Origin of the sequence: Cellulomonas sp. ACRRI (genome assembly GCF_022346185.1) — a bacterium.
Classification (GTDB): domain Bacteria; phylum Actinomycetota; class Actinomycetes; order Actinomycetales; family Cellulomonadaceae; genus Cellulomonas.
Genome location: NZ_JAKRMS010000129.1, coordinates 1 through 12,244 on the forward strand (window position 1 = coordinate 1; position 12,244 = coordinate 12,244).

Annotated in this window: 12 protein-coding genes and 1 pseudogene; 8 read left to right on the forward strand and 5 right to left on the reverse strand. The window is 77.2% G+C overall.

Features of this window, described 5'->3' with window-relative positions:
* Positions 1-110: 110 nt before the first annotated feature.
* The 8 genes and pseudogenes from MHY85_RS17595 to MHY85_RS17630 form a co-directional block, all read left to right on the forward strand.
* A pseudogene (locus MHY85_RS17595) lies at positions 111-464 on the forward strand (TatD family hydrolase); the annotation flags it as partial.
* 160 nt (positions 465-624) lie between these two features.
* Positions 625-924 (forward strand): hypothetical protein, encoded by a 300-nt coding sequence (locus tag MHY85_RS17600; protein WP_239198845.1) that lies wholly within the window; start codon positions 625-627, stop codon positions 922-924.
* A 2-nt stretch (positions 925-926) separates the two neighbouring features.
* The gene (eboE, locus tag MHY85_RS17605; protein ID WP_239198842.1) at positions 927-2,120 is read left to right on the forward strand and encodes a metabolite traffic protein EboE; all 1,194 of its coding nucleotides are present in this window, start codon (positions 927-929) and stop codon (positions 2,118-2,120) included.
* Complete coding sequence (locus tag MHY85_RS17610; protein WP_239198818.1) at positions 2,117-3,529, forward strand: nucleotide pyrophosphatase/phosphodiesterase family protein; 1,413 nt, start codon at positions 2,117-2,119, stop codon at positions 3,527-3,529. Before eboE ends, MHY85_RS17610 begins: the two co-directional genes overlap by 4 nt.
* A 171-nt stretch (positions 3,530-3,700) precedes the next feature.
* Positions 3,701-5,197 carry an RNB domain-containing ribonuclease gene (locus MHY85_RS17615; RefSeq protein WP_239198821.1) on the forward strand — a complete coding sequence of 499 codons (1,497 nt, stop codon included), beginning with the start codon at positions 3,701-3,703 and terminating at the stop codon, positions 5,195-5,197.
* 187 nt (positions 5,198-5,384) lie between these two features.
* On the forward strand, positions 5,385-5,681 hold the full coding sequence (locus MHY85_RS17620; RefSeq protein ID WP_154730104.1) for a hypothetical protein: 297 nt from the start codon (positions 5,385-5,387) through the stop codon (positions 5,679-5,681).
* 189 nt (positions 5,682-5,870) lie between these two features.
* Positions 5,871-7,844: an HNH endonuclease signature motif containing protein gene (locus MHY85_RS17625; RefSeq protein ID WP_239198824.1), complete on the forward strand. Its 1,974-nt coding sequence runs from the start codon at positions 5,871-5,873 to the stop codon at positions 7,842-7,844.
* 155 nt (positions 7,845-7,999) lie between these two features.
* On the forward strand, positions 8,000-8,512 hold the full coding sequence (locus MHY85_RS17630; protein WP_239198827.1) for a GNAT family N-acetyltransferase: 513 nt from the start codon (positions 8,000-8,002) through the stop codon (positions 8,510-8,512).
* 76 nt (positions 8,513-8,588) lie between these two features.
* Here the strand turns inward: MHY85_RS17630 and MHY85_RS17635 are convergent, their stop codons facing one another.
* From MHY85_RS17635 to MHY85_RS21655, 5 genes are all read right to left on the reverse strand, one after another.
* Entirely contained in the window at positions 8,589-8,867 is a 279-nt protein-coding gene (locus MHY85_RS17635; RefSeq protein WP_239198830.1) for a hypothetical protein, read from the reverse strand.
* Positions 8,868-9,049: 182 nt separating this feature from the next.
* Positions 9,050-9,367, reverse strand: a complete 318-nt coding sequence (locus MHY85_RS17640) for a DUF3349 domain-containing protein (RefSeq protein WP_239198833.1) — start codon at positions 9,365-9,367, stop codon at positions 9,050-9,052.
* 10 nt (positions 9,368-9,377) lie between these two features.
* Complete coding sequence (locus MHY85_RS17645; RefSeq protein WP_239198836.1) at positions 9,378-9,680, reverse strand: hypothetical protein; 303 nt, start codon at positions 9,678-9,680, stop codon at positions 9,378-9,380.
* Positions 9,680-10,906 (reverse strand): inorganic phosphate transporter, encoded by a 1,227-nt coding sequence (locus tag MHY85_RS17650; RefSeq protein ID WP_239198839.1) that lies wholly within the window; start codon positions 10,904-10,906, stop codon positions 9,680-9,682. Before MHY85_RS17650 ends, MHY85_RS17645 begins: the two co-directional genes overlap by 1 nt.
* Before the next feature lie 186 nt (positions 10,907-11,092).
* A partial coding sequence (locus MHY85_RS21655) for a hypothetical protein (protein ID WP_304518991.1) occupies positions 11,093-12,244 on the reverse strand: 1,152 nt, incomplete at its 5' end.

Sequence of the window (12,244 nt, forward strand, 5' to 3'; positions counted from 1 at the left end):
CAGAACGCGGGCTCGACGACCGCCCGCACCACCGAGACCGAGGAGCCGTGATGCGCATCTTCGACCCGCACGTCCACATGACCAGCCGCACGACCGACGACTACGAGGCCATGTACGCCGCGGGCGTGCGGGCGGTCGTCGAGCCCGCGTTCTGGCTCGGTCAGCCGCGCACCAGCGTCGGGTCGTTCGTCGACTACTTCGACGCCCTGCTCGGCTGGGAGCGGTTCCGGGCGGCGCAGTTCGGCATCCGGCACCACGCGACGATCGCCCTCAACCCGAAGGAGGCGAACGACCCGCGGTGCACCGAGGTGCTCGACCTCATCCCGCGGTACCTCGCGAAGGAGGGCGTCGTCGCGGTCGGCGAGGTCGGCTACGACGCGATGACCCCCGCCGAGGACGAGGCGTTCGCCCGGCAGCTCGCGCTGGCCCGCGACGCCGACCTGCCCGTCCTCGTGCACACCCCGCACCGGGACAAGCAGGCGGGCACCCGGCGGACCCTCGACGTCGTCCGCGAGTCGGGACTGCCCGCCGAGCGGGTCCTGGTGGACCACCTCAACGAGACGACGGTCGCGGCCGTGCGCGACGCCGGCGTGGGCCGGGTTCTCCATCTACCCCGACACCAAGATGGACGAGACCCGCATGGTCGCGATCCTGCGGGAGTACGGCACCGAGCGGATGATCGTGAACTCCGCCGCCGACTGGGGCCGGTCCGACCCCCTCAAGACCTGGCGCACCGGCATGACGATGCTCGAGCACGGCTTCACCGAGGACGACGTCGACCGCGTGCTGTGGCGCAACCCCGTCGCGTTCTACGGGCAGTCGGGGAACCTCGTGCTCGACCCGGTCCCGGGGTTCGTCGCCGGCGAGGCACCGGCGCCGGCGACCTTCGAGGGCTCCTCCGTGCTCCGGGGGGTGCGGGCGTGAGCATGCCGCTGTCCTACTGCACCAACGTCCACCCCGCCGAGGACCTCGACGGGGTCCTGGCGCAGCTCCACCGGTACGCCGGACCCGTCCGGGAGGCGGCCGCGCTGGACACGCTCGGCGTCGGGCTGTGGCTGCCCGCCGGCCTCGCGCACCGGCTCGCCGGGAGCCCCGGCGACCGCGACCGGCTCCGCGCCGCGCTCGCCGCGCACCGGCTGACCGTGCACACGCTCAACGCGTTCCCGTACGGCGGCTTCCACGCCGCGGTCGTGAAGCACGCCGTGTACGCACCCACCTGGGCGGACCCCGCGCGGGCCGCGTACACCCTCGCGTGCGCCGAGGTGCTGGCCGACCTGCTGCCCGACGGGGTCGACGGCTCGATCTCCACCCTGCCGCTGGCCTGGCGCGAGCCGTGGACCCCGGCCGACGACGCCGCCGCGACCGCCGCCCTCGCCGCGGTGTCGGCGGGCCTGCGGGACCTCGCCGCCCGCACCGGCCGCGTCGTGCGGCTCGCCGTCGAGCCCGAGCCCGGCTGCGTCCTCGACACCGTCGCCGACGTGGTCGGCTGGCTCGAGCCCCGGCTCGGCAGCGGTCCGGGGCAGATCGACCCCGAGCACGTCGGCGTCTGCCTCGACACCTGCCACCTGGCGGTGTCGTTCGCCGACCCGGTCGCCGCCGTCCGCCGGATCCGCCAGGCGGGGCTCCGCGTGGTGAAGGTGCAGGCCTCCGCCGCGCTGCACGTCGCCGACCCCGCCGACCCCGCCTCCCGCGCCGCCGTCGCCCGGTTCGCCGAGCCGCGGTACCTGCACCAGGTGCGCGAGCGCAGCGGGGGAGCGGTGCACCCGGCGGACGACCTGCCCGACGCGCTGGACGAGCGCGCCGGACTGCCGGCCGCCGGACCCTGGCGGGTGCACGTGCACGTCCCGCTGCACGCCCGGCCCGCCGCCCCGCTCTCGGCGACCACCGACGTCCTGCGCGACGCGGTCACCGCCGTGCTGCGCGGCCCGCACGGCGACGCGGCGCACCTCGACGTCGAGACGTACACCTGGGCCGTCCTGCCGGACGACCTGGCGGCGCGCGCGGCGGACGACCTGGTGGCGGGGATCGCCGCCGAGGTCCGCTGGGCGGTCGACCACCTCGACCACCGCTCCTGGTGGGACGAGGACGACGCCGACCTGATCACCCGGAGGACCGCATGAGGCCCGTGCTGCTGCTCGACGTCGTCGGGCTCACCCCGCGCGCCCTCGCCCGCATGCCGCGGCTGTCGCGGCTCGCCGACGGCGGCTGGCGGGCGGGCCTGCGCACCGTGCTGCCGGCCGTCACCTGCTCCGTGCAGTCGACCATGCTCACCGGGCTCGACCCGTCCGGGCACGGCGTCGTCGGCAACGGCTGGTACTTCCGCGAGCTCGGCGAGGTGCACCTGTGGCGCCAGCACAACCGGCTGGTCGCGGGGGAGAAGGTGTGGGAGACGGCGCGGCGGGCGCAGCCCGGGTACACCGCCGCGAACGTCTGCTGGTGGTACGCGATGGGCATGACGACGGACGTCACCGTCACCCCGCGGCCGGTCTACCACGCGGACGGGCGCAAGTCCCCGGACGCCTACGTGCGTCCCCCGGCGCTGCACGACGAGCTGGTGGACCTGCTGGGCGACTTCCCGCTGTTCCAGTACTGGGGCCCCACGGCGTCGATCGCCTCGACGGAGTGGATCGTCGCCGCGACACGGCACCTCATGGCCACCCGCCCGGCGGACCTCACGATGGCCTACGTCCCGCACCTCGACTACGACCTCCAGCGGTACGGCCCGCTCGACCCGCGCGCCGACGCCGCGGCGGCCGAGCTCGACCGGGCGCTCACCCCGCTGCTGGACGACGCCGAGGCCCGCGGCGCGACGGTGCTCGCGGTGTCGGAGTACGGCATCGAGCCCGTGTCCCGGCCCGTGCCCCTCAACCGGCTGCTCCGCGAGGAGGGCCTGCTGCACGTGTACACCCAGGCCAACGGCGAGCAGCTCGACCCCTGGACGTCGCGGGCGTTCGCCGTCGCCGACCACCAGGTCGCGCACGTCTACGTCGCCGACCCCGCCGACGTCCCGCGCGTCGCCGCCCTGCTCCGGGGCGTGCCGGGCGTCGACGAGGTGCTCGACCGCGCAGCGCAGGCCCGGTACGGCCTCGACCACGAGCGCTCGGGCGAGCTCGTCGTGGTCGCCGAGCCCGGCGCCTGGTTCACGTACCCCTTCTGGCTCGACGACGACCGGGCGCCCGACTACGCCCGGGGCGTCGACATCCACCGCAAGCCCGGCTACGACCCGGCCGAGCTGTTCTTCGCCGACCGGGCCGCGAAGGCGCGCGCGGGGCTCAACCTGGTCAAGAAGAAGCTCGGGCTCCGCTACGCCATGTCGACGACCCCGCTCGACCCGTCCCGGGTGGCGGGCAGCCACGGCCGCCTGCCGACCTCCGCGGCCGACGCGCCGGTCGTGCTGTGCTCCGACCCGGACGTGCCCCCGGCCGTCGCGGCGGCGCTGGCGGCCGGCGACGCGGTCCCCGCGGCGGCGATCCGGTCGGCCGTCCTCGAGCTCCAGGGCCTCGGCGCCGTGGTGCCCGCGGGCCGGTGACGGGGGTCGCCCGCGCCGGGGCCGCCGGGGCCGCCGGGGCCGGCGGGTGGGCCGCCGGGGCCGGTGGCCCACCCGGTCGTCGCGCCGCCACCGGATCGGGCGGGGGGTGACGGGACGACCGGCGGGGGACCAGGACGGGCACCGGCCCCGGGACCGCCCTAGGCTCGCGCCGTGCCCCGACGCCACGTCCGCCTCCGCCCCGCGCCGACCGCCGCCGCCGACGAGGCCCGGCGGGTCGACGCCGACGTCCGCGCCGGCCTGGACGCCCTGCGCGGCGAGCTGGGCGTCCCGGCCGCCTTCCCGCCCGAGGTGCTCGCCGAGGTCGACGCCGTGCTCGCCGACGGCCCCGCACCCGCGCCGGCCGGCGCGGCCGAGCGTGCCGACGCGACCGACGTCCCGTTCGTCACCGTCGACCCCGAGGGCTCCCGGGACCTGGACCAGGCGGTGCACCTCGAGCGCCGCGGCGCGGGCTACCGGGTGCGGTACGCCATCGCCGACGTCGCCGCGTGGGTCCGCCCGGGCGGCGCCGTCGACGGCGAGGCCCGCCGCCGCGTCGTGACCCTCTACGCCCCGGACGGTCGCACGCCGCTGCACCCGCCGACCCTGTCCGAGGGCGCCGCCAGCCTGCTCCCGGGCCAGGACGCGCCCGCCCTGCTGTGGGAGATCGACCTGGACGCCGAGGGCGCGCCGACCGCCGTCCGGGTGCGCCGCGCGACCGTGCGCAGCCGCGCCCAGCTCACCTACGAGGGCGCCCAGCGGGCGCTCGACGACGGCACCGCCGACGAGACCCTGGTCCTGCTGCGCGCGGTCGGACGGCTGCGCCAGGCCGCCGAGGTCGCGCGCGGCGGGCTGACGCTCCCCACGCCCGAGCAGGTGGTCGAGGTCGACGCCCGAGGCCGGTGGACCCTGGGCAGCCGGGCCACCCTCCCGGTCGAGGAGTGGAACGCCCAGGTGTCGCTGCTGACCGGCATGTGCGCGGCCCGGCTGATGCTCGACGCGGGGATCGGCGTCCTGCGCACCCTGCCGCCCGCCGACCCGCGCGACGTCGCGCGGCTGCGGTCCTCCGCCCGGGCACTGGGAGTGCCGTGGGCCGCCGGCGCCGACCCCGCCACCGTCGTCCGCGCGCTCGACGCCGGCGTCCCCGCGCACGCCGCCCTGCTCACCGAGGCGACCACGCTGCTCCGCGGCGCCGCGTACGTGGCGTTCGACGGCGCTCCGCCGGAGCAGCCGCTGCACGCCGCCATCGCTGCCCCGTACGCGCACGCGACGGCGCCGCTGCGGCGGCTGGTCGACCGGTTCGTCGGTGAGGTCTGCGTGGCGGCGTCGGCCGGCGCGGACGTCCCGGACTGGGCGCGCGCGGCGCTGCCCGAGCTCCCCGGGCTGATGGCGGCGGGGGACCGGCGCGCGTCCGCGTACGAGCGCGGCTGCGTCGACCTCGTCGAGGCCGCGCTGCTGTCCGACCGGGTCGGCGAGGAGTTCGACGGCGTGGTGGTGGACGTGCGGGACGACGGGGACAGCGGGGTCGTCCAGCTCCGCGACCCGGCGGTCCGCGGGCGGGTGGCGGGGGCGGCGCTGCCGCTGGGCACCGACGTGCGGGTCCGGCTCGACGAGGTCTCGGTCGCCGAGCGCGCCGTGCGGTTCGTGCTGGACGGGACCGAGCGCGGCTGACCGGCCCGGTCCTGCGCGCGGCTTCCCGGCCCGACGCTGTGCGCGGCGCGCCGGCCCTCCGCGCGGTTCGCTGGCCCTGCGCGCGGTTCGCTGGCCCTGCGCGCGGTTCGCCGGCCCTCCGTCGCCGGTCTGCCCCCTGCCGTCCGCGGAGGTGCCGGTCCGTGCCGCCCCGGCTACCGTCGGCACCGTGCCCCGCCCGAGGTCCGCGGCCGTCGCCGCGTCGAGCAGGTGGACCGACCCCGACGGGGTCCGGGTCCCCGCGGGGGACGTGCACGCCTGGGAGCCGGGCCGCAACGAGACGGTCTGCGGCCTGTCCCTGCACCGCTCCGCCCTCGAACGGTTCCCGCACGTGCGGTGGGCCGACGTCCAGCCCGCCTCCGGGCGGCACGCCGACCAAGTCGGCCGCCTGTGCCCGAGGTGCGCGGCCGGGACGGGGCAGCGGCGGGACGAGAAGCGCTGGCGGCGGGTGGACCCGCGCCCGTAGGTGTCTCGGAGACCACGTGGACGACCACCAGCACGCCGATGACGATCGCGGCAGGGGCCCGCGGGTCCTGAGTGGCTTCGCCGCTCGGTGAGCGGTCACCGAGTCCTCCCCAGGACCGATCGCGTGCTGCGTCCCCAGGACGGGCGTGAGGCCCGGGGGTGTGTGGGTGGTGGCCGGTAGCGTTCTTGCATGGCTGACCTGCAGGAACACCCCGATGGCGACACGCTCGCCGACCTGGTGCTGCCGGTCTACGGGGACGACGGGGTCTGCCTGACCGACTACGGGCCGGACCCCGTGGTGGCGTTCGGCGGTGCGCCGCGCACGAGTGAGCAGCGCCAGATCGAGGCGATCGCCGCCTGCCCTGCGGGGCCGGTGCTCGATGCCTGGTTGCGGGGCCTGGACCTGACGGTGCTGACCCCGGCGATCCTGGTCGAGGTCGTCGCGGCGCGCGCTCGGATGGAGGCCCACCAGCACGCCGCCATGCTGGACGCCGTCGCCGAGCTCGCCACCCGCCCCGAGATGGCCCCGGACTGGTCACCGCTCGCCGGTGCGCCGCCCACGCACCCGAGCGTCGCGGCGGACGAGCTGGCCATGCGGCTGGGTTGGGCGCGGGTCTCGGCGAACAAGGCCGTGAACCGGGCGCTGCTGCTGAACGGGATGCTGACGGCCACCGGCCAGGCCCTGGACACCGGGCACATCGACGCCGCCAAGGCCGACGTGATCGCGACCGGGCTGACCGACCTGCCCTACCAGGCCGCCCACGCGGTCGAGACCGCGGTCCTGCCCGACGCCGCGCAGTGCTCCCGCACACAGCTGGAGCAGCGTGTCGCCCGCGAGGTCCGCCTCGCCGACCCCGACGGGGAGGCCGGGCGGCACACCCTGGCCCGACGAGGTCGGCGCGTCACGCACCCACGGCGTCGCCCGCACGGCATGGCCTCGATGTGGGTGGTGCTGGCAGCCGAGGACGCCACCCGCATCGACGGCGTCCTGGACCACACCGCCCGCGCCGCCAAGGCCCTGGGCGACCCGCGGACCCTGGACCAGCTGCGCGCCGACAGCCTGCGCGACCTCGTGGTCGGCGACGTGCCGTCCTCGGACGGTCCGGCGTTCGAGGTGCACCTCGACCCACCCGCCCCCGTGCTGCCCACACCGCGCCGAGGGTCGGACTGGCTCGTGACCACCACCCGACGTCAGCCGGTGCGCCCACGCCCCGTCGAACCGACCCCGACCGCCACCGTCATCCCGATCAGCGATCCCGCGCCCGACACCGCGGTGACCGAGCCCGCGCCCAGCAACGTGGCGGTCGAGCGCGCGTCCGGCAACGTGGCGGTCGAGCGCGCGTCCGGCAACGTGGCGGTCGAGCCCGCGCCCAGCACCGCGGTGACCGAGCCCGCGCCCAGCAACGCGCCGACCGGCTCCTCGGCGTCCGCGACGGCGTCCGGTGCCGGGCCGACCTTGCCCGCACCGACGGGACCCACACCGACCGACCCGACGCCCAGCGAGCTCGGGTCGGGCACCAGCGTGATCGAGCCCGCCGCGATGCCCGGGCTGACGGAGGGTGCGCCCGGCACCGCGCCGACGGCCACCGTGCGTCGCGGCTGCGGGCGCTGCTCCGGCCGCCCCGGCGCCGAGGTCCGCGTCACCATCGCCGCCTCGACACTGCTCGGGCTCGACGACGAACCTGCCGACCTCGACGGGTACGGCCCGATCGACGCCGTCCGCGCCCGCGCCCTGGCCGACGGCGCCATCTGGCGGCGCATCGTCACCGACCCGGTCACTGACCAGGTCCTGGACGTGGGGCGCGAGCGGTACCGACCACCGGCTGGGCTCGCGGAGCTCGTCCGCACCCGCGACGGGACGTGCGTCGCACCGGGGTGCACCGTCCCGGCACGGCGCGCCGATCTGGACCACACCACCGAGTACCAGCGACAACCCGGCGACCCACCCGATCAACCCCTCGGCCGCACCGACGCCGACAACCTCGGACCGATGTGCCACCGCCACCACCGGCTCAAGACCGACGGCGGCTTCCGGCTGCGGCAGATCCAGCCCGGGCTCTTCGAGTGGATCACCCCCGCCGGCCACCGGTACCTGGTCCGTCCCGGCACCGGCCGCACCCACGACGCCACCGCCGACCCCCACGACGCGTCGCCACCGTTCTGACCGGCGCAGCCGCGGCCAGGCGAGCTCCCCGGGCACGCACCCACCTCGGTGCGGGAGGAGGCGCACCTACCGCGCGGGAGGAGGCGCACCCACCGTGCGGGAGGAGGCGCACCCACCGTGCGGGAGGAGGCGGAGACGTCGGTACGGTGACGGGCGTGCCCCTCGACCTGCGCCCGTACGAGCCGTCCGACGCCGAGGCCCTCACGGACCTGCTGCACCGGTCCTACGCCGGGCTCGTCGAGCGCGGGCTGAACTTCACCGCCGCGACCCAGGACGTCGAGCTGACGCGGTGGCGCGCCGCGGCCGGCCCGACGTGGGTGCTCACCGACGGCAGCGCCCCGGTCGCGACCCTGACGCTCTCGCTGCCGCCCGCGACGTTCCTCCAGGGCCTCACGTCCGAGGCCGCGGCGCCGGGACGCGCGTGGCTGAACCAGATGGCCGTCGACCCGGCGCACCGAGGCCGGGGCCACGCCCGACGGCTGCGCGACGCAGCCCTGGCTCACGCCGCCGCGCACGGGGTGACCGCCATCGGCGTCGACACCGCCGAGCCCGCCGACGACCTGCTCGCGCTCTACCGCGGATGGGGCTTCGCGGAGCGCGACGTCATCCGCTGGCCCGGGAAGACGTACGACAGCGTGGTGCTGGTCCGCGAGGTCGCGGCCGGGTGAACGGTCGGTCTGGTCGAGCCCGCCGCGGTCGACCCCGCCGCACCTGACTCCGCAGCCCGCTGACCGCGGGGGCTCCTCAGAGCCCGGCCGCCCCGGGGCCGGTGGTGCCAGTGCCAGTGCTGGTGCCGGTGTCATTGCCGGCGCCGGGTGAGGCCGCCGACGCTGACGCCCCCGCATCCGAGCGCATCGCCCGCGCGCGCCGCTCCGCCGCCTCCTCCGCGTCGATCCGGCGCGCGTCGAGCATCCCGTCCCGCACCCCGCGGCGCACCACGAGGTACAGCAGAAACGCGACCACCAGCAGCGGGATCCCCCAGAAGGCGATCGCGGTCACCGCCACGGAGAGGGATCCGAACACGGGCCCACGCTAGCGACGGCGATGCCGTCGGCGCAGGCGTTCCCGGTGCCGACGGCAGGTCACCCCGCGACCGGTTCGGTCAGCGGCCCGGCCCCCGGCGTCGGGTCGCCCCGCGTCGGGCCCGGTCAGCCGCCCGGCCCCCGGCGTCGGGTCGCCCCGCGTCGGGCCCGGTCAGCTGCCCGTCACCCCGCGTCGGGCCCCGCCAGCGGCCAGCCGCCTCGCGCCAGGTGCGCCGACACCCGGGCCACGTCCGCCTCGGACGCGGTGTCGAGGGTGGCGGCCCCGACCATGCGCTCGACGTCGGCGGTGGAGATCTCGGCGCCCCTGCTGGCAAGCACCGCGAGGTCGCCGGCGATCTGGTGCACCTCCGCCTCGGTGAGCGACCGCCGCAGCAGCCCGAGGAGCACGACGTAGTCCTGCTGCGGCACGCCCGCCGGGTAGCCGGCGCGCAGCCACCGCACGACCCGCGCGGGCCAGGCGCCCGTCCCCGTCTCGGTCATCCCCGCCTCCTCAGGACTTCTCGACGAACAGGGGTCCGCCGCCCAGGCCGACCTCGTACCCGAGCCCGGACGCCACGACGACGGTGATCCCGAGCACGACGCCCGCGGCGGCGAGCGCGAAGCACAGCACCCCGAGCAGCCGCGCGAGCGGGCGCGGGCGCGGGGCCGCCCCCGCGGGGTGCTCCTCGGCGTCGCCGCCCGCGCCCCGGGCCATCGCCCGCAGGCCGAGCCCGAACAGCACCGGCAGGCCGGCGCCCAGCACCAACGACACCAGCAGCACCTGACCCAGCATCCCCGTCTCGGTCGCCAGCATCAGCGCACCCCTCCCGCCGTGGCGGACCGGCGCTCGCGCGCCGGCTCCTGCCACTCGTCGTTGACGTTGCCCGCGTGCACGGCGTCACGCCGCGACCGCACGTACATCACGCCGCTGAGCGCGACCAGCACCAGCACGACCGCGACGGCACCGAGCACGCCGCCGCCGAGCAGGTGCGCCAGGAACCACGTCGCCGCCCCGACCAGGCCGGCGGCGGGCATCGTGATGAGCCACGCCACGCCCATGCGGCCCGCGACGCGCCACCGCACCGTCGCCCCCGGCCGCCCGACGCCGGCACCGAGCACGGAGCCGGTCGTCACCTGTGTCGTCGACAGCGGCAGGCCCAGGTGGCTGGAGACGAGGATGGTGGCGGCCGAGGCGGTCTCGGCCGCCATGCCCTGCGGGGGTGCGATGTCGATGAGGCCCTTGCCGAGCGTCCGGATGATGCGCCAGCCGCCCAGGTAGGTGCCCAGCGCGATGGCCAGCGCGCAGCAGACCTTCACCCAGAGCGGGATGGCGGTGGTGCTGGTCCAGTGCCCCGAGGCGATGAGGGCGAGCGTGATGACCCCCATCGTCTTCTGGGCGTCGTTGGTGCCGTGCGCGAGGGAGACCAGCGAGGCGGAGCCGATCTGGCCCCAGCGGAACCCGCGCTCGGTGTACCGGGCGGCGACGCCGACGGTGATCCGGTAGACGCACCAGGTGCCGGTCGCGGCGACCACGCCGGCCACGACGGGCGAGGCGACGGCCGGGACCACGACCTTGCCGAGGATGCCGTCGGGCTCGCCGCCGTCCCCGGCCCAGTGCACCGCGCCCCAGCCGAGCCCGGCGACGGTGGCGCCGATCAGCCCGCCGAACAGCGCGTGCGACGAGCTCGACGGCAGGCCGAGCAGCCAGGTCAGCAGGTTCCACACGATCGCGCCGACCAGCCCGGTGAGGACGATGAGCAGCAGTGCCTCGCCGCCGTCCTGCACGAGGTCGGGGCTGGGCGCGCCGTCGGTCTCCTGGATCCGGACGACCGCGTTCGTGACGGTGAGCGCCACCTCGACGGAGAGGAAGGCGCCCACCAGGTTGAGCACCGCTGACAGGGTGACGGCCGCCTTGGGGGGCAGCGCGTGCGTGGCGATGGACGTGGCCATCGCGTTCGCCGTGTCGTGGAACCCGTTCGTGAAGTCGAACGCGAGCGCGACGACGACCACCAGCACGAGGATGACGGTTGCAGCGTCCACGGCGCCCACCGTCCTCGCGGTGGCGGTGCTGCGCACCACGGGCACCGTCGCGTGGGCGAGTCGTCACCCGCCGTTCACCAGGGCAGCGGCCGCCCGGCGGCCCCCCGGGCCCCGCGCCCGGACTCCGCGACCCGGCAGTCAGCCGGCGATCACGTCAGCCCGTGAGCAGTTCAGCCCGTGAGCACGTCAGCCCGTGAGCAGCGGGGTGAGCGCCACGACGACGCCGTCGGCGGGCCGGGTCGCGCCCGCGGCGGTGCCCCGGTCCGCTGCCACCGCGTCCTGCAGGTCGTCCAGCGCCCGGGCGAGCCCGGCGGCCGCGTCGTCGGCGGCCTCCGCGTCGTCCGCGCCCGCCTCGTCCGGGCCCAGCGCGCGCACGAGCGCGGCCCCCGCCTCGATCGCCCGGGCGGTCCCCTCCCGCACCGCGTCGGCCCGCTCCTGGTCCCCGCCGCGCGTCTCGATCGGCACCCGGACCGCACGCTCCTCCGGGGGTGTCGCGCCCGCCTCCGCGACCGTGCGGGACGTCGCGACGGCCCGCCGCACGTCCAGCGCCACCACGGCGGCGGCGTCCACGGCTTCCGCGTGCCGGTCCTGGCGCTGCCGCCACGACCGGTAGTGCCGCGCGGTCCAGTTGCCGCGGGCCGCCTCGCGCGCGTCCGCCACCGCCGCGTCCGCCGCCGCGCGGGCGGCGCGCAGCCGGTCGTCCCGGGGCACGGGCACGTCGTCGTCGCGCACGGCCGCCGCCAGGTCGTCCAGGTGCTCGGCGGTGGCGGCGCGGAGGCGGTCGAGCGAGCGCTCCGCCGGGGTGAGCGGCAGCGGCGGCACGACCAGGTTCACCCCGACCCCGACCAGCGCCCCGACCAGCGTCAGGCCCACGTAGGCGGAGATGTAGCCGACGGGGTCCGTGTCGCCGATGATCAGCACGAACAGCGCGGCCGTCGGCACCCACGACCCCATCTCGCCGAGCAACCGCCACCCGCTGAGCAGCACGCCCACGAGCACGACGACGGCCAGACCGGCGAGCGCGGGGAGGTCGAGGGCGTCCGTCAGCCGCGCGACGACCGCGCCCAGCGCGATCGCCACCACCGCCTGCACCGACCGCCGGGTGGTGCCGCGGACCGTGACCGACGTGGCGATCACCGCACCGAGCGGTGCGTAGTAGGGGTAGTCGCTCCACGGCCCGGGCACGAGGCCGACGAGGAGCCACGCGAGCACGGCCGCGCCGGTCGTGCGGGCCGCGCGGGTGAGCCACGGCCGGACGGCGAGGAACCGGGAGACCGCCCCGACCCCGGCGCGGGCGCGGGGGAGGCGGGCAGGCCGCGGCGGTGGCGGGTGCTGCGG

What these genes read in the sequence shown, in the direction of transcription:
- MHY85_RS17625 (WP_239198824.1), top strand. Translation starts at nt 5,871, where the DNA reads ATGGCTGACCTGCAGGAACACCCCGATGGCGACACGCTCGCCGACCTG.
- MHY85_RS17640 (WP_239198833.1), bottom strand. Translation starts at nt 9,367, where the DNA reads ATGACCGAGACGGGGACGGGCGCCTGGCCCGCGCGGGTCGTGCGGTGG.
- MHY85_RS17600 (WP_239198845.1), top strand. Translation starts at nt 625, where the DNA reads ATGGACGAGACCCGCATGGTCGCGATCCTGCGGGAGTACGGCACCGAG.
- MHY85_RS17645 (WP_239198836.1), bottom strand. Translation starts at nt 9,680, where the DNA reads ATGCTGGCGACCGAGACGGGGATGCTGGGTCAGGTGCTGCTGGTGTCG.
- MHY85_RS17610 (WP_239198818.1), top strand. Translation starts at nt 2,117, where the DNA reads ATGAGGCCCGTGCTGCTGCTCGACGTCGTCGGGCTCACCCCGCGCGCC.
- eboE (WP_239198842.1), top strand. Translation starts at nt 927, where the DNA reads ATGCCGCTGTCCTACTGCACCAACGTCCACCCCGCCGAGGACCTCGAC.